The sequence below is a fragment of the Psychromonas sp. genome (assembly GCF_983033635.1).
Genome location: NZ_CEZLMY010000002.1, coordinates 1 through 17,175, shown reverse-complemented (window position 1 = coordinate 17,175; position 17,175 = coordinate 1). Strand labels below are relative to the sequence as shown.

Genomic DNA, 17,175 nt, shown 5'->3' with positions numbered 1-17,175 from the left:
CAATTCTGCAGTTAAAGCCGACAATCTGTCTTTTATCTGAGGCGCAGCTTAGTAATAACAAATATGCACAAAATGAAGCTTATCTATCGTTAATCAAACAAGCAGATAAGTTATCTATTTTCGGTGATTCAGCTGAATTTTTGGCAAAAAAAATGGCTAAGAAATATTCCAAGCCACTTTATATGTTAAAAGGTAATTCTGATGATTTATGCTTTATTGAACAAACTTAATGTGACATTAAACGACCGAGCTCTTTTCCGGCTTCAATCATGCTTTCAAACTCATCCACCAAGCCATTTTTATTTAAATTAAGGTAATCAGTTAATGTGGCAGGAAAACGTGCCACTATCATCTCAGCAGGTAAGCCCGCTCCCCATGCGAAACTGGCAAAAACAGATAAACGGATTATGATCGCCGCTTTTGAAGGGGTTTCATAAGAGAGTGGATCAAGTTGCTGCTCTATCGCATCGCAAAAAACAATTGAAAAATCCCAATGTTTGGCAAGTTCCCCCCCCACCTGGCTGTAGGTTTCACGCTGGGCTGACAAACGTGGCTCGCCAGCTTCAATCGCCATCGCAATTAAAGAGCATTCTTCAGGTTTTAAAATTTGTAATAGCAGTTCACCAATATTATGCATCATTGCACAGGTAAATGCGGTCTCTTGATTGACATTGGTATGCTTGGCAAGCGCTTTAGCAATACTGGCAGTGGTAAAGGTATCTTGCCAAAATTTATTTTTATCAAAACTCGGGGTATCGGGAAAGACATTCGACAATGTTGCAGCAACAACTATGCTTCGTACCTGATTGAAACCTAAACGGATCACTGCTTGCTCAATCGATTCAACCTCTTTACCACGGCGATAAGCAGCTGAATTTGCCATACGAATAACTTTTGCACTGATCGATTGGTCCATACCAATCTTTTTGGCAATATCTTCAACACGGGCATCTTCATCAGAAAAGCTTTCCATTAACTCGAGTAATAGAATAGGTAAAACAGGTAGTTGTTTTACATTTTTAAACAGTTGTGAAAGTTCAATCATTTCACATTCCCTTAAGTGTTAATAGTATGATATGCCCAAACCAGGTTACAAACATAAATTCATCAGTTTTCAAATTACTTGAATAATAGAGCCTTTGTGCATATAAAATCAATGGCTAGCAAGGGCTTTATTGAACTGGCGCAAACTGAAATCCATTTATGTTTTTGTGCTGGCAAAAATGTTTTAATTTTGTTTGAATTTCCAGCACATCGGATATTTCATACCCCTGCTTAAAGCTTGTCCCCCAAACTACCCCTGGCCAGCAAGGATCAGACTCAGTTCGTGCAATAATATGGATATGCATCTGCTTAACAATATTACCAATACTTGCCACATTAAGTTTATCGCAGTCAAAGCAGCTATTAACAAATTCACTGATTAAATTAGCTTCCAGCTGCAACTGTTCCTGCTCCTCTTTTGCAAGCAAATATAGTTCAGTTTGTTCTGTTTTCGGCACAATAACAAACCATGGAAAATAACTGTTATTAAGCAGTAACCACAGGCTATTTTCACTTTCTGCTAACTGGTAGCAGTCATTCTCTAAACGCCGGTCCAATTGAAATGTCATGTTTATCCTTTTATCTATCCTGTAATTGATTAACGATTCTGTAAACGGTTGTAATCAAATAAACCATAAGTTATCGGATCATCTTGAAAGTGCAGTTGATGCAGTTTATCACTCACTTGCCAGAAATCAGGGTTGCTGCGGCGTACTGCAAATGAATCGAGTAGACGCGCGTAACTTTGCGGATCATAAACCAAGCTGAGTTGTTTGACGAATTGTGCCTGTTCGGATGCTTTTAATCGAAAAATAACTTGCGGGTAACTGCCGATTAACCCCTTAAACAGTTCCGCCGTATCAAGCTCCGGCTGCCGCGTTTTTGTTTCTCTTAATAACATCGAAATATTCTTACGTTTATTATGGCGTAACAGGGTGAACAACTGATCTTCCCCCTCTTTCTCGATTAAAATAAAACTGGTTTGTGCTAACTGTTGCACCGCTGGATTTGGTAAATCACTCAAACCTGCCATCGCCCCGTGAGTAACCGCAAGCTGTTGCTTTTTAAGTTGCTTACCATTTAGACTTAGATTTTGTCGCTTATTAAGTTTATCAAAAAGTTCCTTTTTCGGATTGTCCGTTTTATAACGAACATTATTTTTTTGATTAAAGTAAAAGCTACTATCATTTAAATAAGCCTTTAAATCTTCAGTCGAATCAATATACCAAGACTGAATCTCTGCCTTACGCTGCTCTCTGGGTAATAACATAATAAATGCCATTTCCGCTTCGATACGTAAAAAGTCCATATATAAGCGTGTCACTAATTGATGACGAACTGAACCGTAAATATCGAAACCGGCCACTAACAGATAATGGATACGCTCTAATACCGGATAAGTAATGAGCCAGGCGGTTTTAGGCGCTTCTCCCTGCAACCCTTTTTTCACTACGCCGCTATCAAAGTTACGAAATACGGTTAATGCCGCGTTTTCATTACCTTTCCAGATCCCGTTGAGCACCATATAGCGTTGTGGATTATCTATTGTTTTCAGGTATTCATGCTGCGCATTAATATGGCTTTTCTGACGTTTGGAAAATTTTAACCAGCTTGTTGTTACAAAATGCTTGCTACTCTGAACGGAGGGTAGCTGCAGATCATCAGCTTGCTGATAAATAAAGTCTTCGTAACCTGCCTGGTTGATATAAGACGGATCACTAAAGAGCACCCAGAATTTATCCTGAATAACATTTAAAGCGGTTTGCCCGCGGCAGACAGGGCCTTTGATAAAGCCCATAATGGTAAACTCAGCTTCATCAAGCATAAATTGATAACGCAGATCGGCTGGGATAGCTGCAAATACCTTAAATGGATTACTCTCCGGATCATAGCCAGGTAAAGTAGGCACAGTAAATGGGTTGTTATAAAACAATTCATGCCAACGCAGTTTTCTTTGTTGGTTAAATGCATAGGGCAGATGGGTTTTAGTTAAGATAGTGCCGGTTTCACGACGTAATCGATAATAAACAGTATCAACCTTGGGATCATCGTAGGGACGGCGACTCGCAATTTCATTGATTTCCTGGCCGGTAGGGGTTGTTGAACGCACTAAGCGGAAATACACAGGCAGTTCGCCTTTTTCGACAGCCTCTTCGGAAAAATAGATATGCCCTAAAAATAGATGTTCATAGATATAACGGCTCACCAGTTTTGCTCTGTTATCAGCGCCATTTAATAGCCCCTCCCATTGCTCTACGCGTTCTTGTATCGAAGCAGAAATGGCTTTGGGTTGTGCCATTGGAGCCCCCTGCTCCACCCAATTTTCAATGATTTTAAACTCAGATTTTTCAATGCCCGGCAAACCATAAGGCATCCCCGCTAATGGAAAATCATTTTGATACTTATCAAGCGTTTCAATACTTGGACATTGCTGCTGACGATTTAAAGAAAAATCAAAGCTCTCCGGTAATACATCTACATCGGGTAGCGGATGGCTATTTTTTTGTGTTAACAGCTGATACAAAACACTGCCCTGAAGATTGGCAATTGGGGTTTGATCGCGCTCATTTAATACGGGTTTAAAGTTTTTATCGCGCCACTCCTGGGTATTTTTAGCATCTATAAATAAACGACCAGGTGCAATTTCATGCAAACGGGTGCCATATACCAACTCGGGAGAAAATCCACGATCAATCCCTTCTGCTGATGATAGTTTTAACTGACATGGCGCATCATAGCAGCCATGACAAACCACACAGCGTTTTTCTAACACAGGTAAAACATGTTCGCTAAATTGCAATGCCAGCGGATGATTGGCTGGTAATAAACGATCCCGGGTCTGTGGCTTGCCATAATTTACATTTAACTGCTCGGCAGAATCAGAACATGCCAGCAAAATTAAACAGCAGATGCTTATAAAAAGAACTTTTAAAGTCATAATTAGATTCTCTAAAATTGTTAGACTAAAATTTCTACACCTAGTCACTTGGCTGTTGTATTATATTCGACTTTTAAGTGTAGTTCAGTAACACAAGGATTTAACCATGAAATTTATCCCATGCACCAACCAATGCACCAGTGACGGCAGTTTTTGTCAAGGATGTGGACGCAGTCATACTGAGATAAGTGAAAGCAAAGCACTGGTCGGCAAAGTGGTGGCACATCTGTTTGAATATGGATATGACGATCCGGAAAAATTTTTAGAGGTGCTAAACAAAAAATCACTGGCACGATTAGCTCAACTTAAAGAGGAAAAGTGTAAATAAAATGGCTAAACACAAAAATAACGAGATCTCAGCAGAAACCCAAGAAGAAGCGATGGTGATTGCGAAAAAGACGCAAAAACCAGGGCAAACAAAAGAGCAAACTCGCTTAATTGCCCAGGGTATTCAAAAAGGCATTGCTGAATACAAAAAAACAGCCAAAAACAAACAGCGCCAAGCAGATAAAGCGAGTAAGAAAAAGAAAAAACAACAAGATCAAGTCGCTGAAATAGAAACCGCTACTGAAGTAAAAAGCAGTAACCACTACCCTTGGATTTTATTAGTTTTAAGCTGGATTGGTTTCGCTGCTTATATTTTTTATAATCAGTAACAAGAAAATAGATTTGCTAGAGCTTTGCTTTGGTATTACTACAAAACATTAAAGGAATAACCATGATTAAAGTCATTGTAAACGGCGCTAAAGGGCGCATGGGTAGCGAAGCTGTTAAAGCAATTAATAACGATCCTGAATTACAGCTTGTTGGTCAGTGTGATTTTGGTGATGATCTTGCTGCTTTAATCAAGCAAAGTGACGCACAAGTGGTTGTAGATTTAACCGCCGCTTCTGCCGGTTTTGCTAATACGCAAACGATTTTAAAGGCAGGTGCATGCCCCGTAATTGGTACGAGTGGTTTTCAAGCTGAGCAGGTAAAAGAACTACAAGCGCTGGCAACTGAAAAGCAACAAGGCGGTTTAATCGCACCGAACTTCTCCATTGGAGCGGTATTAATGATGAAATTTGCCGCTCAAGCAGCTAAATATCTACCTGATGTAGAGATCATTGAAACGCACAGCCCGCAAAAAGAGGAAAGCCCGTCAGGTACTGGTATTCGCACCGCAGAACTGATTGCAGCAGCACGCACAAAAAAAGCCACTCCTTGTAGTGATAAAGAGCTTATCGAAGGGGCGCGCGGTGCTGAACTGCACGGTATAAAGCTACATTCAATTCGTTTACCGGGCGTGGTGGCACAACAAACCGTGTTCTTTGGTGGATTAAGTGAAACATTAAAAATAGAGCATAATTCTCAACATCGTGAATCATTTATGCCGGGTATCTGCCTTGCTTGTAAAGAAGTCGTTAAACATAATGCGTTGGTTTACGGACTTGAGCATTTAATGGATTAATTTCCATTATTACCCAGTAAAAGCCAGCTAATCTGCTGGCTTTGTTGTATTTTTATCACCATAAAACAAATAGATAAAAACCAACGGTATCAGCAACAGGTACAAATTTTGCAGTTGTTGCAGCGCATCAACAGTGCTGGAGAACAGATAACCAGCAAGAGTAAAAAACAGCACTAGCACAAACTGCGAATAATAACTTTTGCAGATAATATAGCGGATCGCTTGCTGACGTTCGGCCAAATCATAAAAGCGTTTATTAAAAGCTAAACGGAAGAAGCTGGTTAAAAAAGCAATAATTAATATTGTTACATACAGATACAATGTGTCACCTTGTAAACTTAACTGCCCTCTTAATAACCATGAAAGTGCATAAGCAAAAACCGCAACAATAAAGATGCGCTGCGCATTGCTATGGTCAATGCGTTTTTTAATAATGAAAAAAATAACCGCCAAACAGAGCCCCAAGATCACAATCAACAGCCCTAATTTCAGTAAGTTTTGTTGGGTTAAAAGATACAGGGATAACAGCCAGAAATAACTTTCTAAAAATAGAAACACGCCATCAATCAAAAAAATAGTTTTCGATTTAAAAGCATCCTGAAACTGCATTATTTGTACAAAAGAGAATGCTTTAGGTTGATCCTTTTCCAGCAACTCAACTGCGCTAGCTAAACTGCCTTTTACCATAAAATAACCGAGCATTGACAGGCTCACATAGAGAGCCAGTAAGATTTTAAGATGCGCCGCATCTAATAAATAACTGCCGATTAATACCCCTAGTTTTAATACTATCACCAGCAAAATTTGAAAATTACCAAAGGTATTACCGCTGTTTTTTGTTTCAGTGACACGCTGAAACAGGATGCGTTGCGTTGACCAGTAAAAACAGCCTGCCGCTCCGTTAATCAAAGCGCCAAGTGATAATAATAACGGCAGATTATCTGCCAATAATAAGCTGACCAAAGCAATCTCAAAGAGGAACGACAGGGCAATAATCAATGACCATTTTGCAGTGGCACGTAATCTATCCCAGGCAAGCATCGCCATCACAAAACCCAGCGCGGTTAATGCCGTAAAATTGGCGATATCCGCGAGATTTAAGCCTTTATTCCATAAAATAACGGGGATAAAAATAGGCAGCAAACCAATCAAAAAACCATGTATGCCGGAAAATAGGTAAAAAGTGCGTATTAAGCCTGTCATTAATAGGTGTCTAACTGTTGAATATCAAGTTGCTCTAACTGATTAAATTCCGCACTGAGATCTTCAGCGATGCCATAGCGAGGAAAAGCATGCATTTTCAGGTAGGGACGGGAATTTACCTCTAGAAAAATACATTTTTGCTGGTCGCAATCCGTTTCAATGCCTTTTTCTAAAATCACATCGATCCCTAAAACATTCGCATCAAAGAGGCGCAAAACGTCTTTAAACAGCTTGTGATTAACTTCGGGGATCAGGGCCTTATCAATAACTCTGACCACCCCACCCGGCGCTAATGAGATACGATAAAACAGCGTGACCTGCTCTTTGTCAGCAGGAACCGTTGCCAAGTTATAACCTTGTTTGTTTAAAAAAGTTTGCGTTTGTGAACCTTTTTGTAAGGACGACATACAAGGGTATAAATTCATGGTTTCCCGAACTGTATTTTCCCTATCAATTAACTCACTGATCGTGGCCTTGCCATCACCAATAACAAACGGCGCATAACGTTGTAATACCGAGATAACTTTGCCATTAGCCACCACTACGCGGTAATTATGGCCCTGCAAATATTGTTCAACAACCGTGAACGGCCACCATAATTTAGCAAAAAACAGGGCGCGCCATAGCTCTTTATAATTATTGATCGGAAAAAAACTGCCGCGTGAAAAACCACTGACATTAGGTTTAACTACCAGGGGAAAGCCGTACTGTCTGGCAAATTGAATCGCTTTAAAGGGATTAAAAAAAATCATCCCTTGCGCACAGGGAATATTACCTTTGCTAAAGACGGCTCTGGCTTGCTCTTTACTGCGACAACTTTTGCGCACCGCTAGGCTATTATAATTACTGCAGCCATCCATAAAGGTTTTGCTTATCCACGCATAAATTATTTTTTTAAATTGACTCATAAAGTGATCTCACTTTTAGTTATCGCTTTTAACAGATGCGCACATTTTAGTTTTTTAAAAAACACCGCTTTAACCGTTTGCGTAGCGGGAATGGTTTTGGTTACCGCTGCCAGTTGCTGCATCGCAGTTAAAACAAATTTAATTTTCTGCCAAGTTTGCAACTCTTCAACTAACAGCAGCAATGGCATCGGCACAAAAAGATTAATTTCAATAATATGAAAGTGCCCTGCAATCAGACTTGCTAATGAATCGGCGCGAACACCATAACGAGCGATACGAAATTGGCCGCAACGCTTAAGATGTGACCATATTTTTGTTTGTTGCTCTTTGCTTAACTGCCCTGCCAAATCCTGATAGTAGCTTGTTTGGTTGTAAATCCCGTTAATAGGTAAGGGATCATCCCCGCTATTACAGGTTTCTGTAATCGAAAACAGTGCGACTTGCTCAATGTTTTCGCTCTGTGCAATCACAAAAATTTCAAATTCCCGTTTTCCCGGTGCTGCGCTTTGAATTAAATAAAAAGGATGCCTTGTGGTGCGTGCCTGGCGGTGACTATTGAGTTGTTGCAGGTTATCAGCACGGATAATACCTTGGGAATTTTGTCCCCATTCCGGTTTAACAAAAACAGGGTAGCTATCGGGATCCCTTTGTCCAAAATCCATAAACTGCTCAAGCCGCCACTGCTTGGGGATGCGCTGATCCATATCCAACTTAGAAAAGAGATTACGTTGATCATTGAAATATGGCGCATTTAGTTGAAAATATTTCCATGGCCCAACCCTTAATCGAATGCAATGCAAAATATATGAAGCAACCAGTAAGATACGAATTAGCAAATGATTAACCTCCTCTATCTACTGCCAACTTTAACTTCAACAAAGTTGATAATAAACAGGAAAAAACCTAATACGACAATTGAGCTTGCAGCATAAAACAGACTGCCGTGATCATTTTGCCCCTCATGAATAACTTCAATACCTAATGGTGTAAACAGGTGGAAAAAGACGGCACCCGTCATCACAAAAAAGGCAAGCAGACCGCCCCATTCATGCAGTAAATTCTGGCTGGGTGCATAACTGATGATCTTGTTTTTTTTCAATATCCAAAACAGTGCTGGTAACAGCAGGATCGTGGCAGTAATCAACTCAAAAGAGCCCACCGCATACGCGCCATAACTGCTAAACCAAGTACCAATTTCCTCACCTATGATACCTTTCATCCAGTTGCCGATAGTGCCGAAAATATGCTGGGTATCTGGATGTAAGGTGAATTTATAAGGCAGCGAAAATAAAAACACTTTACTTATCCACAGCACTATCAGCCAGCTGATAATATTCGTTTTACTAAATGTCATGGTTTATTCCTTATCCATTTCCGCCCAATTTTTATCCGCTTTTTTAATAAAAGCATCTTTATCGGCACGCCAGGTATCTAATATTTTTTGATCGTAATTGAGATACAACTTGTCTTGGTAGAGAGTCCAAAATGGTGCATTGCCCGGTGCTGCTTTATTTCGTGCCATTGCCCATGCGCAATAACCGCCATACTGCGGCGCAAAATATTCCGGGTTATTTTTAAACTTATCTAAGTTTTGTTGACTGCTGAAATACCAGTCAGCCCCTTTATATTCAAAAGTAAACTTATCCGATCCTTGAACAGCTTTTTGCTCGCTAAAATAGCTCACCACATCAAAACCAGATACCGCCTTATTATTAAAATAGCCCGTATAGATTTTTTCTTGTGCTTGAATCACATTCACGCTCAGAACAAACAAAAGTAACAAAGCTTTAATTGCGGAATTAAAGAATTTCATTTCTCACCCCTTAGTTATTTTGAGCAACTAAATATTAGACCGAGGCATTGATAAAAATATTTCATCATTTATTAATTATTTAGTAAGGGATAAAAGTCAAAAGCTTGCTTTGATAGAGCAATAGGTAAAACGAGTGAATTAGTAACAGACCTAAATGGATTAAATAAATGAAGCTTATTTTGCCCAGCTATTATCAACAAAAGCAGATTAATAATCGATTCAATGATACTTTGCCTGCAAAAAGAGCGATGTTTTAATTAAAGATTAACTTTTTGTAATGTTTCATCCACCTTTTCGATATGAGCAATCCGATAAACTCCACTCTTAAAATAAACAAAAGGATAAAAAAATGAAATTTACAAAACTAATTTGTGCGACGCTTGCTCTAACCTCTTTTGCTGCCGTTGCAGACAATGATGCACTTGCCACACTCGCGTTAAAACGTGCTAACTTCACATTAGAACAAGCCATTGAAAAAGTATCCAATGACTATCCAGGTCAAATTATCGAATTCGAACTGGATGACCATAAAGGCCAGACTTCCTATGAAATAGAAGTGATTAATCTGCAGAAAGAAGAGAAATATAAACTTCAATTAAGTACCGCTGATGGTAGCTTGCTCAAAGAGAAGAGTCGTAGCTTAAAAATATTCGGGCTTAACCGTTTAGATGATGACGAATATCAAGCGCTTGAAGAGTTAGCGGCATCTGAATTCAATCTGAAATCAACCATTGCACTACTCCGTGAAAAATATAATGCAGAGTTAGTGGAGTTTGAATTAGAGAATGAAAAAGGGATCACATTCTATAAATTTAAATTAATTGATCAGCTAGGCCGTAAACGTGTGATTGTTGATATTAAAACAGGTGAAATGATCCCTGTTATGAAGCACTGATCGCTTCCCTTATATTCGCCCTGATTTACATTACAAAAGGACAAAATGATGAGTAATGAAAACAGCATAAAAGTTTGGGATCTGTTCGTGCGCATATTTCATATTTCTTTACTTGCATCTGTTGTAGTTGCATATGCAGGCGAAGAGGGAAGCATGTGGCATATTTATGCAGGTTATACAGTTCTTGGGCTTATTATATTAAGAGTGTTATGGGGTATTGTTGGTAGTAAGTATGCTTGTTTTAGTAACTTTATTTATTCACCAGGCACTGTTATTAATTACCTGAAAGGGTTACGAAATAAAAAACCGAAACACTATATTGGTCATAATCCGGCAGCAGGAGTGATGGTCATTACTTTATTAGTAACCCTTTTTGCTGTCACAATTAGCGGATTAAAAGTTTATGCCATCGAAGAGGGCCGTGGTCCGTTAGCTGAAAACAAGCTTGCAGTAATTAGCAGCGCTTATGCAGATAGTGATCATAACAAACTGACCTACAGTAAAGACCACGATGACAATGAATTATGGGAAGAAATACATGAAGCTTCTGCACACTTCTTATTGTTTTTAATCTTCCTGCATATTTTAGGCGTTACTGTTTCCAGTAAGTTGCATAATGAAAATCTTGTAAAAGCGATGATAACTGGGAATAAAGAAAACTGACAAAATACTAGATTGTGCATCTTAAATTTGTTTCAAAAGTATTTCAGTAGCCAGCCCTAATAACCTAAAAATTAGGGCTAACTAGTATTCAGCATAAGGAGAGTCAATGCGGATTTTAGTGGTTGAAGATAATGACACGACCAGCCAATACTTGCAGAAAGCACTTCAGGAACAAGGTTATGAAGTGGATCTCGCGGATAACGGTCAAGACGGGTTATTCTTAGCCCTTGAACATGATTATCAGTTGATCTTATTAGATAGAATGTTGCCTAAGCTGGATGGTTTATCTGTATTAAGCACCTTAAGAAATGCCGGGAAACAAACACCCGTCCTTATTTTAAGCGCGTTAGACAGTGTGGCGGAACGCGTTAAAGGGCTGCGAGAAGGTGGTGATGATTATCTGGTTAAACCTTTTGCACTTTCTGAGTTATTAATACGTATCGAAATATTAATCAAACGCAAAGGTAACAGCAGCGAGTTGTCGAACAAGCTTCAGGTTGCTGACTTGCAGATGGATCTGCTTGCACATAAAGTTTATCGAGGATTGATTGAGATTCAGCTGCAACCCAAAGAATTCAAATTATTACGCTATTTAATGGAACACGCGGGGCAAGTGATCTCACGTTCCTTACTGTTTGAAGCGGTATGGGATTATCATTTTGATCCGCAAACTAATGTTATTGATGTGCACGTTGCACGATTACGTAAAAAGGTAGAACTTGATGGTCATGCTCCCTTACTTGAAACCGTTCGTGGCGTGGGTTACCGAATGGTGGAAAAACAGTAGACAAGCCAGTTCCGTATGGCGTTTAACGCGCCTATATACTAGCCTGCTGCTATTAGTCGTAGGTATTTTGCTGTTGCTGCTATATCAATTAAGCGTAGGTCAGATCAGTCGCAATCAGAGATCACAAATGGGTGAGCTGGTACAGCAGCAAAAACTCTTAGCGCAAGAACTTAACCAGGCTGATTTTATCAAACAGTTTGAACTTCAAGCAGCTGGTTCCCGACAATATATCCTCAGTTTTGTCACTCAAGAGCAGGTTTACGGTCGATTGACTTCAGCACCTAAATATCTTCGCAGCTGTCCAAGCATAACGCGCTTCCCTATTTGGTTAGATAACTATGATGAAATTCGTCTAATATCAGGGTGTTCACAAGCCCTGCCACAGGGTCTGCTCGTGATCGCCACGGATGATGAATCCTTATTCGATCTCAAAACACAATTTATTAGCGCTTCGATTATTGCGTTGTTATTGGCACTGGCTCTGGGTATCACCACAGGGTTAATTTTCTCTCACCGGGTTTTAAAACGTATTAATACCTTTAATTCTATTGCACAACGTGTGGAATCAGGTGAAATGACCGCGCGCGTACCGGTATCCGCACAAGGTGATGAGTATGATCATATGGCTCTGCATATCAATACCATGTTGTCTCGATTAGAAGATTCCTTTCATGCCATTACAGGTGTTACCGATGCGATTGCGCACGATCTGCGCACTCCATTAGGACATTTAAGACAACAAATCGAACAAGGTTTAATGGATGCGCATAAATCGGGGAGTCCCACTGACAATTTGACCGAGATGTTAGTTAAATTAGATGCGATTTTATTCACCTTCACTGCCATGCTGGAACTCACCCGCCTGGAACAAAAACAACAGACAACACACTTTGCAGCGATCAACTTGCAGGTAGTTATTAACGATGCAGTGGATTTAATCCGACCAATTGTTGAAGATAATCATCAAAGCCTGCGCATTGTTGGCAAGCAGAACTGTATTGTACAAGGCGATGCAACACTGCTGTTTCGCGCTATTTATAATCTGCTTGAAAACGCCTGTAAATACGCGGGTCAGCACACTCAAATAGCGATAGAAATAACAGATAACGGTTTTATTATCAGTGATACCGGCCCTGGCATTCCCGATCATGAAAAAGACAAAGTATTCCAGCGCTTATACCGTATTGAAGAAAGCCGCAGCATTGCCGGCTTTGGTATCGGTCTGCCGCTGGTCAGGGCTATCATACGCCTGCACGATGCACAGATAGCATTAGAGAATAATCATCCGGGCTTAAAAGTTGTAGTTAACTTTAACTCTGCTGAACAGTAAAGCCCCCGCCTCCCTTTACAGTGAAAACAGATATTGTTTATAAATATTATCTGTTTCCATTTGATAAATTCAATAGTTCTCGTATTATTGAACTAAGTAATAAGGGGATAAATAATGACCAGAGATAATGCAACGCAAATATTTGAATCATTAGCTTCCGGTGTCCGTCTGGATATCTGGCGCTTATTAATCAAAAGCGGACAGAACGGCATGGTTGCAGGTGAAATGGCTTCGGCATTGGAGATTGCACCAAATTCTCTATCGTTCCACCTGAAAGCTATGCTGCATGCCGGATTAGTTTCCGTTGAACAGGAAGGTAGATTTAAACGCTATCGTGCGAATACGGCGCTGATGAGCGATTTAATTACTTATATGACCGAACAATGCTGCATAAAGCAAAGTGATGCGCAGTGTGAAGTAACTAATACTGGCGATATATGCTCTTCAGCCGAGCGTTACAGCGACTGTTAAGCCCAAGATATAAAAATAGAGGAATAAAAAAATGGGAATATTTGAACGTTTTTTAAGTGTATGGATTGGACTTGGCATGTTGATTGGCATTATCAGCAGCATGATATTTCCTGAATTTTTTACTCTGCTTGCTGATTTTCAGTACGCACAGATAAACTTAGTGATTGCAGTGCTTATTTGGCTGATGATCTACCCGATGATGATGCAGGTTGACTTCACCTCTATTCGCAAGATTCATCAGCGACCGAAAGGGTTAATTATTACCATTATTGTCAACTGGTTAATAAAACCCTTCACCATGGCGCTGCTGGCGATGTTATTTATTCGCTATATCTTTGGCCCCTGGATCTCCCCGGAATTAGGCGATCAGTATATCGCCGGCATGATTTTATTAGGCATCGCTCCCTGTACCGCCATGGTTTTTGTCTGGAGCCAGCTCACCAAAGGTGATGCCAACTATACGCTGGTGCAGGTAGCCATTAATGATTTGATCATGGTGGTTGCGTTTGCACCGCTGGCGGCCTTTTTATTAGGGGTAACCGATGTCTTTGTACCTTGGGATACTTTGCTTCTGTCGGTTTCGTTATTTGTGGTTGTGCCATTGGTTGCCGGAGTATTAACCCGTCATTTTATTCATAACCAGACCAAGTTGGATAAATTAAGTGCGGCCTTAAAACCGCTGTCAATTATCGGTTTAGTGGGAACGGTAATTTTACTGTTCGGCTTTCAGGCGCAGACCATTTTAGCTAACCCTGTTGATATCGTATTAATAGCCATTCCACTGCTGATACAGACTTACCTGATTTTTGCGATCACTTATTGGTGGATGAAAAAATGGCAACAACCACATTGTATTGCAGCACCTGGCGCTATGATTGGCGCGTCTAATTTCTTTGAACTGGCAGTGGCGGTGGCAATCAGTTTATTTGGTATTCATTCCGGCGCGGCACTGGCGACGATAGTCGGCGTATTAGTTGAAGTACCAGTTATGCTGTCACTGGTCGCTTATGCGAATCGGACACGTCAGCAATTTAGTTAAAGAAGTCGGTTAAGAGCTGTGTTATTACAGCTCTTTTTTAAATACCAGATCGGTTTGAATATCACCGCCCATATCAAACGGGTGCGAACCTATCTGGTAAAAACCCATGCTTTTGTAAAAATGCAGCGCAGGAAAATTTCCTTCCCACACACCTAACCACACATATTCTTTATTAGCTTGTTTCGCTAAATCACAAGCAAAAGTCATTAACCCTTTACCTAACCCTTGTCGTAAAAAAGCCTTACGGATATAAAATCGCTCAATCTCTAACGATTTATCATCTTTAAGATCAGTTTGCGCCCCTACTTTATTAACCTTTAAAAAACCTGCAACTTGCTCCTGCCAGTAGATAAAATAGAAACTGCTATCTACATCGTTAAGTTCAGCCGCAAGTTTTTCGCGGGTTAACGCATCATTGAGATACTGCTGCATCAGCTCTTCACTATTGCTCTCAATAAAGGTATCGCGGTAGGTTTCAATGGAAATTTCAAGCAGCAGATCTAACTGCCCGCGAGTACAAAGCGTAATATTATTAATAATGAACTTCCTTCTAGCGCTGATCATTGAATCTATTAAAACAACTTTATAACCTGAATAAATAGCTAAATCCATTGTTCAATGCTGCAAAAACTCTAAACAAAGTTATCAAGCCAGGCATACCCCTTACTGAGTAATCTTCTATAAGCGTGATAGCTCACTCGTTTATGGGCTGTTTTATTGGCGGCAGCAGTGCTAGTTTTAATTTCCTTATTAATGGATGTTATTTACATACATTCGGTTTTTTATATCTGTTCGGGGTATTTATGAAATTAGAATCACTTGCGTTACACCACGGTTATGAGTCGGAAGCAACCACCAAAGCGGCGGCAGTTCCAATTTATCAAACCACCTCTTACACTTTTGATGATACGCAACACGGTGCGGATCTGTTTGATTTAAAAGTGCCGGGTAATATTTACACGCGCATTATGAACCCGACAACAGATGTCTTAGAAAAACGAGTAGCTGCAATGGAAGGCGGTATTGCAGCTCTTGCTGTTGCATCAGGCATGGCGGCAATCACCTATGCCATTCAATGTATTTGTGAAGTGGGCACTAATATCGTCAGCACTAGCCAGCTTTATGGCGGCACCTATAACCTGTTTGCCCATTCACTGCCCAAACAAGGTATCGAAACTCGCATGGTTTCATTTGATGATTACCAGGGTTTTGAAGATGCGATTGATGAAAATACACGTGCTGTTTTCTGTGAATCGATTGGTAACCCGGCGGGTAATATTGTCGATATTCAGAAACTTGCTGATATCGCGCATAAACACGGTCTACCGCTAATTGTTGATAATACCGTTGCCACCCCGGTTTTATGTCGCCCATTTGAGTTTGGCGCAGATATTGTGGTGCATTCACTGACTAAATATATCGGCGGCCACGGCACCTCGATTGGTGGCATTATTGTCGATTCCGGTAAGTTTGACTGGGTCGCCAATAAACAGCGCTTTGCGATTTTAAATGAGCCCGATCCCTCTTACCATGGCGTGGTTTATACCGAAGCATTCGGCGCTGCCGCTTATATCGGCCGTTGCCGTGTTGTACCTCTGCGTAACACCGGTGCGGCCATTTCACCAATGAACTCCTTTCAAATTATGCAAGGTTTAGAAACCTTGTGTTTACGTATGGAGCGCCACTGTGAAAACGCGGAAAAACTGGCCAGCTACTTAAGCGGTCACGATAAAGTGGAGTGGGTCAATTATGCAGCCCTTGAAAGCAGTACCTATTACCAAACCTGCCAAAAGATCTGTGGCGGTAAAGCCTCCGGGATTTTAAGCTTTGGTATTAAAGGCGGCGCAGAAGCAGGTGGTAAATTTATCGATGCCCTGCAAATGATCTTACGCTTAGTAAATATAGGTGATGCAAAATCACTGGCCTGTCACCCGGCTTCAACCACCCATCGTCAACTCAATCACAAGGAGTTAAAAGCCGCCGGGGTAAGTGAAGAGTTAATTCGTATTTCAGTGGGTATTGAAAATATCGATGATATTATTGCCGACGTCGAACAAGCACTGGCAAGCGTATAAAACAGAAGGGAGTAATAATAGCCGATGCTAAACACATCGGCTTTTTTGTTAGTTCGCAAACATGATAAAATTACCCGAGTAATCACCTCCAGAGAAAGGTAACTCCATTGTTAGATGATCCCAAAGCGCTTAGCGAAGCCATTAATCAAATCATGCCCTTCGGCAAATACGCCGGCCGTAAGCTGATCCACCTGCCTGAACCTTATCTCGTGTGGTTCTACAGCAAAGGTTTCCCTGAAGGCAAACTAGGTCAGCAATTAGCCTTGATGTACGAAGTGAAATTAAATGGCCTGGAAAAGATGTTAGAGCCCTTGATTAAACACGATCGGTTTTAATCCTGACAGCACTAAATAAGCAAGATTAAATATCTTGCTTATTTAAATTTATATACCTCACCTTTTTACTCAACTTTTCTGTTTTTCTGCACTATACTTTTTATGATCTAGATCAACTTTCAACTACTGACTATTATCAAATATCAGCTAAACAAAGTCTCTCTGTTTAGCTGGAAATTTATTTAGCAAAAGGAGAAATATTATGCCTAGGTATATGATTGAAC

At 40.3% G+C, this 17,175-nt stretch carries 20 protein-coding genes and 1 pseudogene; 12 read left to right on the top strand and 9 right to left on the bottom strand.

Going from position 1 to position 17,175, the window contains the following annotated elements; genetic code table 11:
• Positions 1–230: pseudogene (locus AC4GME_RS00430) on the top strand (GTP-binding protein); the annotation flags it as partial.
• Here AC4GME_RS00430 and AC4GME_RS00425 read toward each other — a convergent pair.
• The 3 genes from AC4GME_RS00425 to AC4GME_RS00415 form a co-directional block, all read right to left on the bottom strand.
• The gene (locus AC4GME_RS00425) at positions 227–1,045 is read right to left on the bottom strand and encodes an HDOD domain-containing protein (RefSeq protein WP_490378883.1); all 819 of its coding nucleotides are present in this window, start codon (positions 1,043–1,045) and stop codon (positions 227–229) included. The pseudogene AC4GME_RS00430 and the gene AC4GME_RS00425 sit on opposite strands and share 4 nt — an antisense overlap.
• Before the next feature lie 127 nt (positions 1,046–1,172).
• Positions 1,173–1,613 carry an HIT family protein gene (locus AC4GME_RS00420; protein WP_490375644.1) on the bottom strand — a complete coding sequence of 147 codons (441 nt, stop codon included), beginning with the start codon at positions 1,611–1,613 and terminating at the stop codon, positions 1,173–1,175.
• Between the two features lie 29 nt (positions 1,614–1,642).
• A complete protein-coding gene (locus AC4GME_RS00415) occupies positions 1,643–3,982 on the bottom strand; it encodes a fatty acid cis/trans isomerase (RefSeq protein WP_490378882.1) in 2,340 nt (779 codons plus the stop codon).
• A gap of 106 nt (positions 3,983–4,088) precedes the next feature.
• Between AC4GME_RS00415 and AC4GME_RS00410 the strand changes: the two genes are divergently transcribed.
• The 3 genes from AC4GME_RS00410 (at position 4,089) to dapB (ending at position 5,432) form a co-directional block, all read left to right on the top strand.
• On the top strand, positions 4,089–4,310 hold the full coding sequence (locus tag AC4GME_RS00410; protein ID WP_490375646.1) for a DUF1289 domain-containing protein: 222 nt from the start codon (positions 4,089–4,091) through the stop codon (positions 4,308–4,310).
• A gap of 1 nt (position 4,311) precedes the next feature.
• Positions 4,312–4,638, top strand: a complete 327-nt coding sequence (locus tag AC4GME_RS00405) for a DUF2956 domain-containing protein (RefSeq protein WP_490375647.1) — start codon at positions 4,312–4,314, stop codon at positions 4,636–4,638.
• Positions 4,639–4,700: 62 nt separating this feature from the next.
• A complete protein-coding gene (gene dapB / locus AC4GME_RS00400) occupies positions 4,701–5,432 on the top strand; it encodes a 4-hydroxy-tetrahydrodipicolinate reductase (RefSeq protein ID WP_490375648.1) in 732 nt (243 codons plus the stop codon).
• Between the two features lie 27 nt (positions 5,433–5,459).
• On the opposite strand, the gene AC4GME_RS00395 is transcribed toward dapB, so the two are convergent.
• Genes AC4GME_RS00395 through AC4GME_RS00375 form a run of 5 tightly spaced genes read right to left on the bottom strand, consistent with a single transcriptional unit; the run spans position 5,460 to position 9,356 of the window.
• Positions 5,460–6,635 (bottom strand): MFS transporter, encoded by a 1,176-nt coding sequence (locus AC4GME_RS00395; protein ID WP_490375649.1) that lies wholly within the window; start codon positions 6,633–6,635, stop codon positions 5,460–5,462.
• On the bottom strand, positions 6,635–7,543 hold the full coding sequence (locus AC4GME_RS00390; RefSeq protein ID WP_490375650.1) for a cyanophycin synthetase: 909 nt from the start codon (positions 7,541–7,543) through the stop codon (positions 6,635–6,637). The genes AC4GME_RS00395 and AC4GME_RS00390 overlap by 1 nt, the downstream gene beginning before the upstream one ends.
• The gene (locus tag AC4GME_RS00385) at positions 7,540–8,379 is read right to left on the bottom strand and encodes a D-alanine--D-alanine ligase family protein (RefSeq protein WP_490375651.1); all 840 of its coding nucleotides are present in this window, start codon (positions 8,377–8,379) and stop codon (positions 7,540–7,542) included. Before AC4GME_RS00385 ends, AC4GME_RS00390 begins: the two co-directional genes overlap by 4 nt.
• 14 nt (positions 8,380–8,393) lie before the next feature.
• The gene (locus AC4GME_RS00380; RefSeq protein WP_490375652.1) at positions 8,394–8,897 is read right to left on the bottom strand and encodes a hypothetical protein; all 504 of its coding nucleotides are present in this window, start codon (positions 8,895–8,897) and stop codon (positions 8,394–8,396) included.
• A 3-nt stretch (positions 8,898–8,900) separates the two neighbouring features.
• Positions 8,901–9,356, bottom strand: a complete 456-nt coding sequence (locus AC4GME_RS00375; protein WP_490375653.1) for a YHS domain-containing (seleno)protein — start codon at positions 9,354–9,356, stop codon at positions 8,901–8,903.
• Positions 9,357–9,705: 349 nt separating this feature from the next.
• Between AC4GME_RS00375 and AC4GME_RS00370 the strand changes: the two genes are divergently transcribed.
• The 6 genes from AC4GME_RS00370 to arsB all read left to right on the top strand — a co-directional run bounded on the left by AC4GME_RS00370 (position 9,706) and on the right by arsB (position 14,541).
• Positions 9,706–10,251 (top strand): PepSY domain-containing protein, encoded by a 546-nt coding sequence (locus tag AC4GME_RS00370; RefSeq protein ID WP_490375654.1) that lies wholly within the window; start codon positions 9,706–9,708, stop codon positions 10,249–10,251.
• 48 nt (positions 10,252–10,299) lie between these two features.
• Complete coding sequence (locus tag AC4GME_RS00365; RefSeq protein WP_490375655.1) at positions 10,300–10,914, top strand: cytochrome b/b6 domain-containing protein; 615 nt, start codon at positions 10,300–10,302, stop codon at positions 10,912–10,914.
• Between the two features lie 106 nt (positions 10,915–11,020).
• Positions 11,021–11,701, top strand: a complete 681-nt coding sequence (locus AC4GME_RS00360; protein ID WP_490375656.1) for a winged helix-turn-helix domain-containing protein — start codon at positions 11,021–11,023, stop codon at positions 11,699–11,701.
• Positions 11,637–13,031 carry a HAMP domain-containing sensor histidine kinase gene (locus AC4GME_RS00355; protein WP_490375657.1) on the top strand — a complete coding sequence of 465 codons (1,395 nt, stop codon included), beginning with the start codon at positions 11,637–11,639 and terminating at the stop codon, positions 13,029–13,031. Before AC4GME_RS00360 ends, AC4GME_RS00355 begins: the two co-directional genes overlap by 65 nt.
• A 114-nt stretch (positions 13,032–13,145) precedes the next feature.
• Positions 13,146–13,502: an ArsR/SmtB family transcription factor gene (locus AC4GME_RS00350; RefSeq protein WP_490375658.1), complete on the top strand. Its 357-nt coding sequence runs from the start codon at positions 13,146–13,148 to the stop codon at positions 13,500–13,502.
• 31 nt (positions 13,503–13,533) lie between these two features.
• On the top strand, positions 13,534–14,541 hold the full coding sequence (arsB, locus tag AC4GME_RS00345) for an ACR3 family arsenite efflux transporter (protein ID WP_490375659.1): 1,008 nt from the start codon (positions 13,534–13,536) through the stop codon (positions 14,539–14,541).
• 24 nt (positions 14,542–14,565) lie between these two features.
• Here arsB and AC4GME_RS00340 read toward each other — a convergent pair whose 3' ends face one another.
• Positions 14,566–15,153 carry a GNAT family N-acetyltransferase gene (locus tag AC4GME_RS00340; RefSeq protein WP_490375660.1) on the bottom strand — a complete coding sequence of 196 codons (588 nt, stop codon included), beginning with the start codon at positions 15,151–15,153 and terminating at the stop codon, positions 14,566–14,568.
• Positions 15,154–15,344: 191 nt separating this feature from the next.
• Between AC4GME_RS00340 and AC4GME_RS00335 the strand changes: the two genes are divergently transcribed.
• On the top strand, positions 15,345–16,616 hold the full coding sequence (locus tag AC4GME_RS00335; RefSeq protein WP_490375661.1) for an O-acetylhomoserine aminocarboxypropyltransferase/cysteine synthase family protein: 1,272 nt from the start codon (positions 15,345–15,347) through the stop codon (positions 16,614–16,616).
• A gap of 107 nt (positions 16,617–16,723) precedes the next feature.
• A complete protein-coding gene (locus AC4GME_RS00330) occupies positions 16,724–16,951 on the top strand; it encodes a DUF3820 family protein (protein ID WP_490375662.1) in 228 nt (75 codons plus the stop codon).
• Positions 16,952–17,175 lie beyond the last annotated feature (224 nt).